15 protein-coding genes are annotated in these 15,272 nt (G+C 50.2%); 12 read left to right on the top strand and 3 right to left on the bottom strand.

The features are described 5' to 3' along the window. Positions 1–82 precede the first annotated feature (82 nt). The 4 genes from AB1S56_RS06875 to AB1S56_RS06890 all read left to right on the top strand — a co-directional run bounded on the left by AB1S56_RS06875 (position 83) and on the right by AB1S56_RS06890 (position 3,110). Entirely contained in the window at positions 83–859 is a 777-nt protein-coding gene (locus AB1S56_RS06875) for a YheC/YheD family protein (RefSeq protein WP_340869710.1), read from the top strand. Next, positions 825–1,169 (top strand): hypothetical protein, encoded by a 345-nt coding sequence (locus AB1S56_RS06880; protein WP_340869712.1) that lies wholly within the window; start codon positions 825–827, stop codon positions 1,167–1,169. The genes AB1S56_RS06875 and AB1S56_RS06880 overlap by 35 nt, the downstream gene beginning before the upstream one ends. Further along, positions 1,159–1,719, top strand: a complete 561-nt coding sequence (locus AB1S56_RS06885; protein ID WP_340869714.1) for a WHG domain-containing protein — start codon at positions 1,159–1,161, stop codon at positions 1,717–1,719. The genes AB1S56_RS06880 and AB1S56_RS06885 overlap by 11 nt, the downstream gene beginning before the upstream one ends. A gap of 101 nt (positions 1,720–1,820) precedes the next feature. Next, complete coding sequence (locus AB1S56_RS06890; RefSeq protein ID WP_340869716.1) at positions 1,821–3,110, top strand: MFS transporter; 1,290 nt, start codon at positions 1,821–1,823, stop codon at positions 3,108–3,110. Between the two features lie 45 nt (positions 3,111–3,155). Here AB1S56_RS06890 and AB1S56_RS06895 read toward each other — a convergent pair whose 3' ends face one another. Then, positions 3,156–3,383 (bottom strand): 3-dehydroquinate dehydratase, encoded by a 228-nt coding sequence (locus AB1S56_RS06895; RefSeq protein ID WP_340869718.1) that lies wholly within the window; start codon positions 3,381–3,383, stop codon positions 3,156–3,158. 394 nt (positions 3,384–3,777) lie between these two features. Here AB1S56_RS06895 and AB1S56_RS06900 point away from each other — a divergent pair, with 394 nt between their 5' ends. From AB1S56_RS06900 to AB1S56_RS06915, 4 genes are all read left to right on the top strand, one after another. Next, positions 3,778–4,551 carry a sugar phosphate isomerase/epimerase gene (locus AB1S56_RS06900; protein WP_340869720.1) on the top strand — a complete coding sequence of 258 codons (774 nt, stop codon included), beginning with the start codon at positions 3,778–3,780 and terminating at the stop codon, positions 4,549–4,551. A 29-nt stretch (positions 4,552–4,580) separates the two neighbouring features. Then, positions 4,581–5,606 carry a Gfo/Idh/MocA family oxidoreductase gene (locus AB1S56_RS06905; RefSeq protein WP_340869722.1) on the top strand — a complete coding sequence of 342 codons (1,026 nt, stop codon included), beginning with the start codon at positions 4,581–4,583 and terminating at the stop codon, positions 5,604–5,606. A 246-nt stretch (positions 5,607–5,852) separates the two neighbouring features. Continuing rightward, the gene (locus tag AB1S56_RS06910; RefSeq protein WP_340869724.1) at positions 5,853–6,623 is read left to right on the top strand and encodes a CAP domain-containing protein; all 771 of its coding nucleotides are present in this window, start codon (positions 5,853–5,855) and stop codon (positions 6,621–6,623) included. A 76-nt stretch (positions 6,624–6,699) separates the two neighbouring features. Beyond that, on the top strand, positions 6,700–7,359 hold the full coding sequence (locus AB1S56_RS06915) for a 3D domain-containing protein (protein WP_340869725.1): 660 nt from the start codon (positions 6,700–6,702) through the stop codon (positions 7,357–7,359). Positions 7,360–7,362: 3 nt separating this feature from the next. On the opposite strand, the gene AB1S56_RS06920 is transcribed toward AB1S56_RS06915, so the two are convergent. Then, on the bottom strand, positions 7,363–8,232 hold the full coding sequence (locus AB1S56_RS06920) for a polysaccharide deacetylase family protein (RefSeq protein ID WP_340869726.1): 870 nt from the start codon (positions 8,230–8,232) through the stop codon (positions 7,363–7,365). 135 nt (positions 8,233–8,367) lie between these two features. Next, complete coding sequence (locus tag AB1S56_RS06925) at positions 8,368–9,633, bottom strand: methyl-accepting chemotaxis protein (protein WP_340869727.1); 1,266 nt, start codon at positions 9,631–9,633, stop codon at positions 8,368–8,370. Positions 9,634–9,885: 252 nt separating this feature from the next. Here AB1S56_RS06925 and AB1S56_RS06930 point away from each other — a divergent pair, with 252 nt between their 5' ends. From AB1S56_RS06930 to AB1S56_RS06945, 4 genes are all read left to right on the top strand, one after another. Then, positions 9,886–10,296, top strand: coding sequence for an O-methyltransferase (locus tag AB1S56_RS06930; protein ID WP_340869728.1), 411 nt, complete (start codon positions 9,886–9,888; stop codon positions 10,294–10,296). A 313-nt stretch (positions 10,297–10,609) separates the two neighbouring features. Beyond that, entirely contained in the window at positions 10,610–11,713 is a 1,104-nt protein-coding gene (locus tag AB1S56_RS06935) for a GGDEF domain-containing protein (RefSeq protein WP_340869729.1), read from the top strand. Further along, on the top strand, positions 11,706–12,830 hold the full coding sequence (locus AB1S56_RS06940) for a GGDEF domain-containing protein (protein ID WP_340869732.1): 1,125 nt from the start codon (positions 11,706–11,708) through the stop codon (positions 12,828–12,830). Before AB1S56_RS06935 ends, AB1S56_RS06940 begins: the two co-directional genes overlap by 8 nt. Further along, positions 12,827–15,214 (top strand): EAL domain-containing protein, encoded by a 2,388-nt coding sequence (locus AB1S56_RS06945; RefSeq protein WP_340869733.1) that lies wholly within the window; start codon positions 12,827–12,829, stop codon positions 15,212–15,214. The genes AB1S56_RS06940 and AB1S56_RS06945 overlap by 4 nt, the downstream gene beginning before the upstream one ends. Positions 15,215–15,272: the final 58 nt, after the last annotated feature.

The raw sequence follows: 15,272 nt of genomic DNA on the forward strand, positions 1-15,272 counted from the left end.
AGGGAACAAAGGGCTTCTCCCTATGGATAAACATACTTACGGTCAGAGCTTCGATTCATAGAGTATATAGAGGTGAATCGACTTGACCAAGGATTATGCCAGCCGCACCATTAGGGGGAAGCAGCGGGTTTGCCGTTATTTGAGGGCGGATGCCGAGCTGCGGGATTATGTGCCTAGAACGGTTTCCTTCAGCAAAAGCAATATCGAGATGATGGCGTCGGCTTATTCGGCCCTATATGTTAAGCCGGATGTCGGGTCTCTCGGAATCGGCATCTGCAAGGTGACAAAAACGGATGCCGGATACGAGCTGAAGGCTGTGGAGGGCAAACGCCAGTGGAGCTCTTCATTCCACACCATTGGAGCGTTATATCGTCGAATTGTGAAGGGGAAGCGCAGCAGGCTGATTGTGCAGCAAGGCATCTCGCTAGATCGGGTGAATGGCAGAGCCTATGATATTCGAGCAATGGTTCAGCGGAAGCCGGGCAAGTCCTGGGTGCTGACCGGATTTCTGGTGAAGATTGGCGGCGCGAACAAAATCGTAACGAACTATTACCAAGGCGGGGAGCTGTGTACGCTTGGCCGCCTGGAGCAAGAGCTTGGTTATGGTGCCGCGGAGAACGAAAGACGGAAGCGGAAGCTCACGGAAACGGCGCTTCGAATCGCCAGAACGCTTAGCGCAAGGCAATCCGGCATGCACGAGATGGGAATCGATTTCGCTTTTGACCGCAACGGGAGCCTGTGGGTGCTGGAGGTGAACTCCAACCATCCGCAATTCCATCCCTTGAAGCGATTGGCTCCAAGGATGTACAGGAAGATGATGGAGTATGCCAAGGCGTACGGTAGGCACAGCGCCAAATAAAAGCAGGGAAGGCCAGGAGCGGCGCCTGGTCTTTTTTGGGCTTATACTTATTGCCGGCGATGCTTATCAGACGCGCGGCGGTGTTGCAGTGGCCGAGCATATGAAGCTTGCCTTCCCATTCCCCGCTATGGCGACCTGGAATGCGGCGGCAGCGCTTGCCAGCGCGAGGAAGCTAGCAGTGCTTGGGCCGTCGTTGCTGGCGACGGGACATGGGGACATGCTTCCATCGCCTGCTGCGGCGATGGAGCGGGCGATTGGAGCGGCTGAAGCCAAGCTGAAGAAGAAGGGGCGGCTTCCATATGTCACCTAGAGCAGGTCTTGATCTTCATGCCATTATCAAGCAAGCTGCAGAGCTCGCGGATTCCGAAGGCGTAGAGGCGGTTACTTTGGCATCGCTGGCCCAGAGGCTTGGCGTACGCTCGCCATCGCTTTACAATCATGTGAACGGTCTGCCTGCGCTTCGGGCCCATCTGTCGTTATATGGATTAACGCTGTTGGACGAGGCGCTGGCAAAGGGCATGGAGGAGCAGCCGGGCAAGCTCGCCGTCTACGGCTTCGCGGATGCCTATCTGAGCTTCGTGCGGAAGCATCCCGGGCTGTACGCTTTGAGTATTGGAGCTCCCTCTGCGGAGCAGGAGGAGCAGGCAACAATAGCGGAGCGTCTTGTGGGACGGCTGCTGCAAGCCTTGGAGCCGTTCGGCCTGTCGGAGGAGGAGGGCATCCATGCCGTGAGAGGGCTGCGAAGCTTGCTTCACGGATTTGCTTCCATCGAGGAGCAAGGGGGCTTCGGCATGGCGATCGACGTCCGGTCAAGCCTGCATTTTGTATTGGACCGGCTGCTCCAAGGACTCAAGCAATGAAAGCAACTTCCATTGCATTACAAGTGGCTCTGTACAAATCGATTGCTCTGTAGTAATATCCAATCGAATGTACTGTGATGGAAGAAGGTTATAAGCATCCTATGGCACGCGTGACAAAAGCCAACTCTCATCTTGTGAAGTTCGGCATGCCGATGACGGCAAGAGTATGGAGGAATGCCCAGATTGATTTGGGGGCCGCCTGTTTATTTGGACTGTTCAATGTTGTAATGAACCAGTTTTACGTCGTATTTGCCATTCAGCAGGGTGCCAGCCATCTGCAGGTTGGACTGCTGACCGCGGCTCCGGCGATTGGCTTGATTTTTTCACCCCTATGGGCAACCTGGATTGAAAAAACGACTAACCCGAAGCCCTTTGTTATGATTCCGAACGCAATAGGGAGACTGCTGCTGCTGTTCCCCGCTTTTTTCCCGGATCCAACGGTGTATGTGGTTACCGCTCTCGTGTTCCAGCTGCTTATGGGCATTCAAGCGCCGGCCTATGCCTCCCTTGTGTCCCGCATGTACCCCACTGATATAAGGGGCAGGCTAATGGGGTATGTGCGCGTGGCGATGGGCATTCTGATGATCCCTATTGCTTATGCGGTTGGCGGTTGGTCGGACGCCTTCGGGCCGTCGGGGCCATTAATCGCTGCATCCATAGCGGGAATGTTATCGATTGGACTGTTCAATACGCTGAAGCTGTCCAAGAAGGTGGAGCGAACCTCGCTTCCCGTTACGGTAGAGCCGGAAGAAAAAACCGTCAATCGGAGACGGAAGTTCGCTTACAAAGAGCAACTGGAGCTGGTGCTTAACAACAAGACGCTTGCCGTGTTTCTGGCGGCGACGACGTTCGCGGGCTTCGGCAATATGCTGGCCATTCCGCTGTATCAGATCATACAGGTGGATGAGCTGGAGCTGTCCAACGTACAGATTGGCTTCGCCAGAGTCGCTTATTTCACCGCGCTGCTCCTTACGTTCTGGACTGCAGGCCGAATGATTGACCGCTATCCGATCAAATATACACTGCTCATCGGTATTGCCGCCTATGCGATCGTCCCCATGCTGTATGGCTTATGGGGCACGTATCCCGCTGTTATATTAGGGAATGCGATTCAGGGTGTCGGCGAAGCGATATGGGACATTGGCATTCTGGCATTTGTGTTCCGGCTAGTTCCCGGCAGAGAGGCAATGGTGTTCGGCATACATCTTATGCTGTTCGGCATCAGGGGCACTCTAGGTCCGATATTAGGCTCAGCGCTGACCTCAGAGGTGTCGATCAGCTCGCTGCTCATAGCGGCCTCCATCTTCGGATGGATCGGGACGGCCATGTTCATCATCGGCAATCGGGAGCGGGACCCTGATCATATGGCGAGTATCACGCAGCGTGAATAAGAAACGCCCTCCGTCGCTTATGCGATCAGGAGGGCGTTTTGTTCATTAATAGAGGGAAATAGTAAGTGTATCTCTCTCATAATAGGAATGCAGCGTTGCTTCGCTTCCGATAATTTCCACACTGATTAACGAGGCAATACATTTTTTGAGGGCGTTTTTGCCCGTAGTCAGCTTGCGGTTCAACACCGCGGACAGCTTATCCAGCGCCTGCTTGTTCGTATCGGTTAAGTATACAGGAATCGATTTATTCTGAAAGATTAACATTGTTTTCATTATGAAAACCTCCATCCTATGAAGGATTAATTTGCTTTGCCTCATTTTAACGTACAAATATTAAATAAGTCTTAAAAAAGTTCAAGCATTCGGTTACAAATTTGTCATACATTCGCTTCATGGCGGCGATCGAGAGCCATGCCACAATCGATAATCATAACAATGTTGTAATAAGTATACTTCAAAAGCCGCGATTTGCAAGCATAAGCGTATGAGTATGGCTGCGTTTGCGCACCCTGTAAGGGGACAGCGAGAGGCGTAAGGCGCAAATAGCAAAATTGCATAAAAATAAGCTAATTAAATGGCTGTTTTCGTAAGCAAACGATCGATATAATGAAACAGCAGAGCAAAATGAGACATTTGTAATAATCCGATTTCAAGGAGTGAAACGGCAGTGAACAGAATGGGAATAGGTTTGCAGATGTATACGCTTCGTGACGCATTGGCGGAGGATTTCGAGGGTACGCTTCGTCAAGTCGCTGCACTTGGCTACGAAGGCGTTGAATTCGCAGGATATGGCGATATTCCGGCCGAGCGGATGCGCGATTTGCTGCAGGAGCTGGGACTTCAGGCTATTGGGAGCCATATCGGACTTCATTTGCTGGAAAATAATATTGACAATGAAATCGCTTACCTGAAAACAATCGGCGCAAAATACGCGATTTGCCCATGGCTGCCGGTAGACGCTCGCGACTCAGAGGCATGGCGCACGCATCTGGTTAACTTCGAGAAGTATGGCGAGCGCTTCGCTCAAGAGGGCCTGGTGTTCGCTTATCATAACCATGAGTTTGAATTTGAAGTGGAAATTGACGGACAAATCGTATTCGACGCCATGTACGAGCGTATTTCACCTGAGAAGCTTCAGGTTGAGATGGATATCGGCTGGGTGCAATATTCGGGCGTTGATCCGCTTGCGTACATTCGCAAATATGCGGGTAGATTGCCTCTTCTTCACCTGAAGGATTATCGCAGCGGCGAGAAAGGCCAGCAAATCGACACGGTTGAGCTCGGCAGAGGAGATCTGCCTCTGAACGCGATTATTGAGACGGCATCGGAGTCGTCTGTGGAATGGCTGATCGTGGAGCAGGACAGATGCGAGAATCCGCCTCTTGAGTCGGTGGCGACAAGCATGGAATGGGTGAAGGCGAATTATTTGAATAAGTTCTAAAACAACCTACTGAAAGCGGGGAAATCCATATGTCTAAAAAAGTTCGAGTAGCCGTCATCGGCTGCGGATCTATTTCCAAGTATCGTCATATTCCGGAATATGCGGCTCATCCAGATGTTGAGCTGGTTGCCTTTGTAGATCCTGTTATTGAGCGTGCCCAGCATTTTGCCGATCAATATGGAGCCAAGGCGTTCGCAGATTATGAGGCTATGCTGGCAGAAATGAAGCCGGATGCGGTCAGCGTATGTACGCCTAACGCGCTGCATGCTCCCATGTCGATCGCAGCAGCCAAAGCTGGCGCTCATGTGCTTGTAGAGAAGCCAATGGCCGTTACGGATGCGGAAGCAGAAGCGATGATTCAGGCTGCAAGCGACAACGGCGTGCGTCTGATGGTAGGACACAATCAGCGCCTTATGCCGCCGCATGTCAAAGCAAAGCAAATTTTGGAATCCGGTGTACTGGGCAAGGTGCTGACGTTCCGTACCTCCTTTGGCCATCCGGGTCCAGACGCTTGGAGCGTCGACGGAGCGAACAGCTGGTTTTTCCGCAAGGAAGAAGCGCTTATGGGCGCAATGGGCGATCTCGGCGTACATAAGTCCGACCTTATTCGCTGGATGCTGAACGACGAAGTAACGGAAATCGGCGCTTTTGTTGGCACGTTGCATAAGGAAGGCACTCAGGTTGATGATAACGCGTCTTGTATCCTTCGTATGCGCAGCGGTGCAATCGGCACGCTTGTCGCAAGCTGGACTTACTACAAGGGCGAAGACAACAGCACCATTCTGTGGTGTGAGAACGGCGTATTGAAAATCGGCACACATCCCGATGATCAGGTCATTGTCGAGCTTCGCAACGGTACAGTGGAGAAGCATAAGGTTGGCGCAATTTCCACAAATGAGAAGCAGGAATCCAGCGGCGTTGTCGACGCATTCCTGGACAGCATCCTGAACGACAAGACGCCTGCTATCTCCGGCGAAGAAGGACGCGCCTCCTTGAAGGTTATCCTGTGCGCATTCGAGTCGCAGGAGACGGGTAAATTCGTTACAGTTAACTAAATAAACCGATAGCTGGATGAACAGCCTCTCGGCCCGATTTAATCGTGGCGGAGAGGCTGTTTTTCTTGTTTTATACACGTTGAATGTCGGATGAGTAGATTCTAATAATGCAGGAATGGCGCAACCTTGAGCCATTTGTGAAGGCATATGGAAATTTTTGCGTCATGAAACGGTCTACCCCCCATGCTAAGATAGGTGACGTCGGAAGCATCCGAACAAAACGACCTGCATAGGGGGAAAACAATAATGAAATGGCAACCATTGCGCATTGGCGCAGCAAGCGTTATTGCAGCAACCATGATTGGCTCGGGCCTAGCAGCTCCGAAGGCGGATGCGGCATCCGGAGAGTCCATTCAAATAAATATGCAATCCATTAACGATAAGACCTTTCATACTATTGCGCAAAAATACGGCATCGACTTAAGCAAGTTGAACTTTACGTTTAACGGCATCACGATCACGTTCCCATCGAAGCCAACAGCGACGCCAGCGCCAACGGCGAAGCCGACAGCGACGCCAGCGCCAACGGCAAAGCCGACAGCAACGCCAGCGCCAACGGCGAAGCCGACAGCAACGCCAGCGCCGACGGCGAAGCCGACAGCAACGCCAGCGCCGACGGCGAAGCCGACAGCAACGCCAGCGCCAGCGGCGAGTGCGCTTCAACAGGAAATAGTGACGCTGGTTAACCAGGAGCGCGCAAAGGTAGGCCTGCCTGGACTGCAGATGGACGAGCTTCTGAACAAGGTGGCCATGGAGAAAGCAAGAGATATGGACGTCAACAATTATTTCAGCCACACATCCCCAACTTACGGCTCGCCGTTTGATATGATGAAAGCCTTCGGCGTGAAATACAATTACGCTGGCGAAAATATCGCATCGGGTCAACCTACGGCTGCGCGCGTCATGTCTGACTGGATGAACAGCCCAGGACACCGCGCGAACATCGTCAACGCTAACTTTACGAAGATTGGTGTTGGCTATGTAAACGGCGAATGGGTTCAGATGTTTATCGGCTAAATTAGGACTTGCAGCAGAACGTTAAGCTGAACAGCTTGGCGTTCTGCGAGCTTTATTGCATGAGGAGGTATTTGCTTTGAAGAAGCTTTGGATCGCAAGCGCGGCTATCGCTATGACGGGCCTGCTGGCTGCAGGGACGGATAAGGCGCAAGCGGCGGTCAGTATACATACAGTTTCCGCTACAGATACGTTTTGGAAGTTGTCTCAGCAATATTCGGTTTCCCTTCAATCCATTGAGCAAGCCAATAAGGGCGTTAATCCGTTAAACCTGCAGATTGGCATGAAGCTCAATATTCCCAATCAGCCAAGCGCAGCCGCCAAGCAAGACTCTAAGGAAGAGTCGGCACTTCTTCATACGGCAGCAACAGGAACAGCGACAAAGCTGATTCAAGGGCCAGGCGGATACGACTACAGCTACACCAAGGAATTACAGGTTCGGGCTACCGCCTATACAGCCGATCCTTCCGAGAATGGCAAGTGGGGGCCAGTGGATTACTTCGGCAATAAGCTGAAGGTAGGAACGGTAGCTGTGGATCCCAATGTGATTCCGCTTGGAACAAAGCTCTATATTACAGGTTATAATTATATAGGCTTGCCTCAAATTGGCATAATAGCTACAGCATCGGATACCGGAGGCGCCATTAAAGGAGATCGTCTCGACATATTTGTGCTGGGCAGTAAACGCCAAGCGCTTAGCTTCGGTATACAGAATGTTACGGCTTATGTGCTGAAGTAGCCATTAATTACGGTACGGATGCTTGTTAATTAATTCGGACAACGTCACGAGCTCGTAGCCCTTGCCTTCCAACAGCTCAATCAGCGACGGCAGAGCTTGAATGGTACCGGACAAGTCTTGGCCAACACCGCCTCCCGCATGCTGGAGAATGATGGATCCTGGCTGCAGTGTCCTCTTAATATTAGCCATCACCCGGGCACTGTCCGGGTTCCTCTTCCAATCCTCAGAATCCACATCCCAATTCACAATCGTAAACCCGTTTTGCTTGCCCCACGACACCTGCTTCGACAGAAGCTCACCGTACGGAGGCCGAATTAACGTTGGGGAAACCCCTGTAATTTGCTGGATAATGCCATCCGTTTTCCAAATTTGCTGCTGGAATTGATACATGCTAAGCTTCGAAAACACGGAATGATCAAATGAATGATTGCCTATAACATGGCCTTCTCTTATAATTCTGGAGACCAGCTCCGGATGCTTGGCAGCACGCTCTCCCACAACAAAAAAAGTGGCGCAAACATCATATTGTGCCAGCACGTCTAGAATGGCCGGCGTGAAGCGAGGATCGGGCGCGTCGTCGAACGTTAGAGCAACTCTGTTAAGGGAGCGAGAACCATTCGTCAGAAAAACATTAGGGTATTGTCGCTTTAAGGTTTCCCAGGACATAACCGGGGACGGCTTTCGCGTACTGCGGCGTTTTTTCCGTTTGTGATCCGTTTGTCTTTTGGATGGCTGCAACGTTGATGCTGTGTCTGTTGAGATATAAGCAGCAGCCAGATTAGAAGGAGCAGCAGCTGCGGGGAGGTTGGTGCTAGTGACAGTGAAGGCAATAAGCAGGGCAATCCCTATCCGTATATAAGCTCCATGTGACATGTGTTTTCATCCTCCCCTGCTGGCATCACTGTGCTTATTAGTGTGCCGACAAGGGTTCTGGATCATGCATATTTGTACGATGGAATAAAAGAAGCCCGGCAGCGAACATCGCTGCCGGGCTTGAGGACGTCAAGCTTATTTCATCTTAAATACTTGAATTGTGCGCTGGAGCTGAGTGGCCATAGTCAGCATACGCTCCGTCTCTTGTACAACGGCTTGCACGGATGCGATTTGCTCGTTCATGGAAGCGGACACCTGCTCTGTACCTGCGGCCGACTCCTGTGTAATAGCGGATATATTCTGAATGGCTGAGGAAATCTTCTGCGCGCTCTCAAGCATGGCGTCGCTTTCTTGAGCGAAGGAATCAATTTGCTCTGTAATAAAGCTGACGCTTTGTTCAATTTCCCTGAATACCAGCTCGGATTGCTGAATGTGCTCCGTCTGAAGCTTAACAACCTCTTCGTTAGTCTTCATGTTGCTGATCGCCTGCTGGATGCCTTCGTCAATGCTCCTAACGAGATGGAACACTTGCTTGGTCGACGCAGTGGATTCCTCCGCCAGCTTCCTTACCTCTTGCGCAACAACCGCAAAGCCTCTTCCATGCTCGCCAGCTCTCGCGGCTTCAATAGAAGCGTTCAGCGACAGCAGATTGGTCTGCTCCGCAATATCCGAGATGGTTGTCGTAATGGCGGAGATGCCTTGCGCCTTGCGGGCCAGATCTTCGATTGTGGCGGCTGCCTGTGAGGTGGCTTCAACGTTCCGGCGCATGCCCTCAGCTTGTACCTCCAGTGCCTCCCTGCCTTTGTCGACAAGTGTTATGGTCTGCTTCGACTTCTCGTTCATCACCTTGGAGGAGTGAGCGTAAGCGGCGACCTTCCCTTCGATTTCGTTAATCTGCTCGCTCATGTCCATAACATCTTCCGATATGGCATTGGAGCCGGTTGCAAGCTCGTTAGCGGAAGCGGCTACCTGTCCCATAGCCAGCTGAATGCTGTTGTTCTTCTCGAATATGCTTCGGCTTGTGTCTGCGACATGCTTAATAATGCTGGATGTTTCGGTTAGGATGTCTCGAAGCTTGTCTACCATGCTGTTGAAGGAATGACCCAGCTCGCCAGCACCCGTGCTGGAGGATGTATCAATCTTCTGCGTGAAGTCGCCTTTGGAGATGCGATAAGCGGCTCCAGATATTTCACTGAAGGCGTCTGTGATGGAACGTTCGACAAATGAAACGATGGGATAAGCTGCAAGGCCAAGCACGGCGGCTCCAATAAGTACAGGAAGCACTTTGCCCCCCAGGATCGCAGTCATCAAGATGGTAACAATGGCAAATAGCGCGAGATGGAAGTAAGTCGTGACTAGCAATTTAGTTCTTACCGACTGCGAGTAGTACCATTGAATCATTATGTAAGCGCTCCTTTTTTTATAATAACCATATTATAGCACCCATGGTGAAAACGGTCTATAATTGTCGAACGGTAAATTGGCTGAATTTGAGTATTTAGCAGGAGCGCAATTGGTAATGCGGAAAATACCAAAAACGTTTTCGGTGAATATGGAACTGGATGGTGCTACCATAAAAGCAATCAAGCAAGAAAAAAGACGATAATTGTCGGATGAATCGACACATTGTCGAAATGATGAGGAGGATTCTAGATGGAATTGCATTCGGTATCGCTGGCGAGACAGGTTGATTTTGTATTCAAGCAGCTGGAGGGTGAGCTGACAGACACTGCGGCGGGAACGGTATTGATTCATATCCGCAACAATTCGGTAGGTAAATTCGGCTTAAGGCACCACCCCATCGAGACGAAGGACGGCAAGATCGAGCATGCCAGAAAAGGTATGTCGCAATCGCAGGTTCAGGCGTTCCGCCAGCTCGCGATCGAGGCGCTCAAGCACCGGAAGGATTGGACGCATGGCGAAATCTTATATGATTTCTCAGTGAAGCCAAGCACCAACTCGTGGTCCGCGAGCATCCTGTATGAATCCAACTACAACATGGCCACCTGGAATAGCCGTTATGCGCCGAATACGAAGCCTCATCATATGCTTAGAGATTTTTAAATTCTTTTTTCGGCCGCTCTGTCCTGACAGAGCGGTTTTTTTTACCAATCGCATTTTGCGGATTTCCTATTCATTTCTGGCCTCAACTTGTCGACATAAAAGAAGCAAACATGAATCCTTCGACTGTGTCATTTGTACCATTAGGCGTACGATTCAGAAATAATGCTAAAGAACGATATATTTTTTGTTAATTAGACAATAAGACCCATAAAAGGTTTTGTAAACGATTGTAGAGAATTAGAGAGCGTACTATAATAGGAGTGATTCATCGTTTCAGCTTACGGGTGAACTAACTAACAGAGTGGTGACAATTATGAAAGCCCTTCATGCCGATCATCAATCATGGAATCGCTGGATCCTGAACGCTTATTGGATATTGATTCTGCTGATTCTATTATTTTCTTTAATCGCCTATATGCTGAGCCGATCAGGCACCTATATGGTATTGCCTTCAGATTTGATCAAGCTGGAAGCGCCTGCGTTATTTATTCTTATTATTGCTGAGTGCTTGATTCGAATCATGAAGCGTTACTTCGAACACTTGCTAATTATTATTGGATTTTTAATCGCTTTATTTATTATGCTGGCCTACAGCAAACAAGAAATAGGCATGTACATAACGCTTGGCATACCTATGCTGCTATCTTATTGCTATTTCGATCGAGCATTGCTCAAATTTGCGACCTTGTTTACTGCCGGAGGATTTGTTGCAGCCGTGTTGTGCGTGCCTGCTCTTAAGGGGCAAATTCACTTCTGGGATATCATCATTATATTTGCTTTTATGATCGGGATGAGTATGTTGGGCTTTACGATCATATCCCGAGGCGAAGAGCTGCAGCATGCGCTGGAGAAAGCGATCTTGTCGGAGCTGGAGGCGTTCGCAGACTCCGTAGCGGTGGAGAATGATGCCAAGATCGATCATTTGACCGGACTTTACAATCACATCACCTACCAGGAATATGCCCGGCTGCTTGTGGAGCAGCATCAACAATATGGCATGCGTCTTACTCTTGCTGTTATTGATATAGACAATTTCAAATATGTTAACGATTCTTTCGGCCATCATGTTGGCGATGTTGTGCTTATGCAGACGGCGGCGATTGTCAAGCATTCCATCACTAGCGAGGATATTGCCGCCCGTTATGGCGGAGAAGAATTTGTGGTGCTGATGACTGGCAAGAGCGTTCCGGAAGCAGCAGCTGCCATGGAGCTGGTCAGGGCAAGGCTTGAGCAAACCTTTTTCCCTGAGCTTGGCGAGCATCGGGTGACCATGAGCATTGGCATTGCGGAATATAAACAAGGCATGGATACGGACGAGCTGTTCCGACTGGCCGACGTCAACCTGTATAGGGCCAAACGCGGCGGCAAAAACAGGATTGTGGCTGCCATGGACGAGGAGGTGATTCCCAATGCTTAGCTTTCTGCTTAAGCCGCATTACATGTCGTCATGGAATTACCGAATACGGATGACCTACTGGATATTATCCATTATTCTCATTATTGGACTGCTGCTGCTCATACCTGTTGTGAAAACGATCGCGCCGGAGTTTTATCCCCAGTATATGTTCAAGCAGGTTTATGTACAGATATCTTTGCTCTTTATATTGATAATAGCTGCCGAGTGGCTATACAAACGATTTGCTTTTATCCAGGATTATATAGTTATCTCCTTCGGCGCTTGCTTCTCGGATGTGGCCCTTATCTTTAATTACTCGGAATCGGTAAGCATGCTGATCGCACTTATCCTGCCTGTGGTAGCTTCCATTCTGTACTTTAATTACAGGAAAGTCCTATATGCAAGCCTTGTCACACTTATTCCGTTTATTATCGTTATGCCGCTGGATCCCTTCGATCGGCTGGATAATCCTATTCGATGGACCTTTATTGGCATATGTGTCATTGTTGGGACCTCGATCGCGACATGCGGCATAGTGAATCGTGGACTCAAGCTGATCCAGAATGAGAAGGAAGCGCTTGTGAACGAAAGGAACCATCGACTTCAGCAGCTTGCGATTCAGGAGGCATACTGTAAGGATGCCTTAACAGGCCTGGACAATCACAAGCGCTTTCAAGAAAGACTGCGAGCTGCGCTGGATGATGCAGACAGGGCTCCCGTTCATCTGGCGGTGATCGATATTGACAATTTCAAATCGGTTAACGATACCTACGGCCATTCCAATGGGGATCTCGTGCTGCGCAAAGTCGGCGCTCTGCTGAAGGAGATAGAGGCCGAAGGCATTCAAGCCTCCCGGTATGGAGGGGAAGAATTTACAGTCATCTTCTCCGGCATGGAGACTGTCCATGTGCTTGAACGGCTTGAGTTTATACGAGCTGGCACGGAGAGATTATCATTCCCGGAGCTTGGCGGAGGGATCGTTACAGTGAGCATCGGATATCATGCTGCCGGTGACTCGAAGGACGCGAGCGCTTTATTCCAGCAGGCTGACAAAGCATTGTACAGTGCAAAGCGAAGCGGTAAAAATCAAGTACGCAGCGCAGAGCAGGTTACCAAGAATGGAGGTGGTCAGGGATGAGTCCTCTGCAGACGGCGCTTGTTCTGCTCCTGTTTATATCCGGGGTTATGTTCTTGGTGGACACGGCGCTTGTTATTATTCGGCGTAATCCCGGCAATATACAGAACCGCCTCGCATTCCTGGCAACCGGCGGTCTGGCGCTTATGGTGCTTGCTGAACTATTCGTGCAGATGCTTCCGGAGGGGTATGCGGAATGGATTGCGATATACATCTTGTATCCATCTGCAATGCTTTCAGGCTGCAGCGGCTTATTGCTTCATGTGCATGTAACGAAGCAATACCGGAAATGGCCTATGAAATATTGGATTTTTCTAGCGTGTATCCCGTTCATCTATTATGGCTCGACACTGGCAATCGCTGGTGAACCCTTTTTTTTGGAAGGATTTATTCATCATCATGGCTGGAAGGAGGTTTTATTGTCTACCGGCATATTTATTATGCTGGCATTCATGGGGGGTTGCGCGGCACTGAATTTTTATTTCAGCATACAAGCCTTGCGCAAGTCATATAACCGTGTGGAGAGCAGCAGGTATGAAGTTCTGTTCAAGGCAAACCTCTTTTATCTCATATCAACTGCCATTGTAACCTTGTTTTTTATTACATTTTGGGATGAGCTCCATATCCCCGCCTCCATTTTTTATATGACGACCGTAGTTTGGGGCGGAGCGCTTCGCGTCTTTATGCATCATGATTTTTTGCCCACAGCGGAGCGCAAGTACGAGTTGCTCTATCAGCTTTCGCCAGCCGCTATTGTTATTCTGGATCGGAACTTGAAGCTGCTTGAAGTGAATCCGGAAGCGCTTCGGCTGTTTGGATATGAGTCGGAAAGCGAGCTGAAGGGCGGCTCACTTCTGGACTTTGTCAAAGAACCGTTTCGCGAGGCCATCCATGAAGAATATACAGCGCTGTTCCCGAACGAGGAGTGGGCCAACCGGGCTTTTGAAATCGTCAATCGGTACCAGGTAACCAAATATGTGGTTGTCGATACGGAGATGATGATGGACGGTGAAGGCTGGCAGGTGCTTGCCGTCATTAAGGATATTACGCGACAGAAGGAAGAAGAGCAGGCGATGCACTTTATGGCGCATCACGATGCACTGACTAATCTGCCCAACCGCTACCTGTTCAATGCGGAGCTGGAGGCGTCGTTAGCGGACGTAAAGCCGACGCAGCAATGGCTCGGGGTGCTGCTTGTCGATTTGGATCGATTCAAGCTTATTAACGATACATTGGGTCATTCTGTAGGCGATGAAGCGCTTATTAAGGTCGCCGAGCGGCTGCGGCGCTGTACCGGCGAGCAGCATTTGCTGGCTCGTCTTGGCGGAGATGAATTTATTGTGCTCATCAAGTCTGCCGAGGAATATGAGGAGATTATTGGCTTGGCCGAGGAGCTGCTGGCTTCCTTCCAATCGCCGATTACGCTGCTGGGACAAGACTTTTATTTCGGTGGAAGCATTGGCATCAGCGTATATCCTTATGACGGGGACTCCTCCGACAGTCTGATGAAGAAGGCTGACATTGCGATGTACAACGCCAAGCGCAGCGGCGGCAATCAATATCGTCTCTACACCGATGAGATGATTGCGCGTGTACAGCGGGATGTCCGTATGGAGAAGCATCTACGTCGATCCATCGAAAATAACGAGCTGGTGCTCCACTATCAGCCCCAATACGATATCCGGTCGGGAAGGCTTATTGGAGCGGAGGCGTTGATCCGCTGGGACTCTGAGGAGCTTGGAATGGTATATCCTGGCGATTTTATTACATTATCGGAGCAAATTGGTTTAATAAATGAAATCGGCCGGTGGGTCATTCGTGAAGCATGCACCCAAGGCAAACGATGGCAGGATGAGGGCTGGACGGATTTTGTTCTTTCTGTCAATGTTTCATCGAGGCAGCTGGACGAGCCATATTTTGTGAAAAACGTACAGTCTATGCTACTGTCAAGCGGGCTGGCTCCCTCCCATCTCTGTCTTGAAATTACGGAAAGCATGGTGGTGGACAAGCTGCATGCCGCTCGGCACATGCTGGACGAGCTTGTCGCTCTAGGCATACATATTGCGCTGGACGACTTCGGTACTGGCTATTCGTCACTAAGTGTGCTGAGGCAGCTTCCCATCTCGGTCATTAAGATCGATCGTTCATTCATTACGGATATGGAATGCGATCATGAAGGTTTATCCATTGTGAAAACCATTGTGTCCATGGGACATGAGTTGAATATGCAGATCGTTGCTGAGGGTGTTGAAACGAAGGAGCAGCTGGAGCTGCTGCTGGAGCTGGGCTGCGACAAAGCCCAGGGCTATTATTTCGCTAAGCCACTCCCGCTTCCAAGCATGAATGAATTGCTGGGCAGGTCTGGCGAGGTAAGGCGCAGAGCATAAGCAGGAGAACGAAGAGCCGGTCCAGCATGGACCGGCTCTTCGTTCTTGCAAGGCTTTG

The organism is Paenibacillus sp. PL2-23 (assembly GCF_040834005.1).
GTDB lineage: Bacteria > Bacillota > Bacilli > Paenibacillales > Paenibacillaceae > Pristimantibacillus.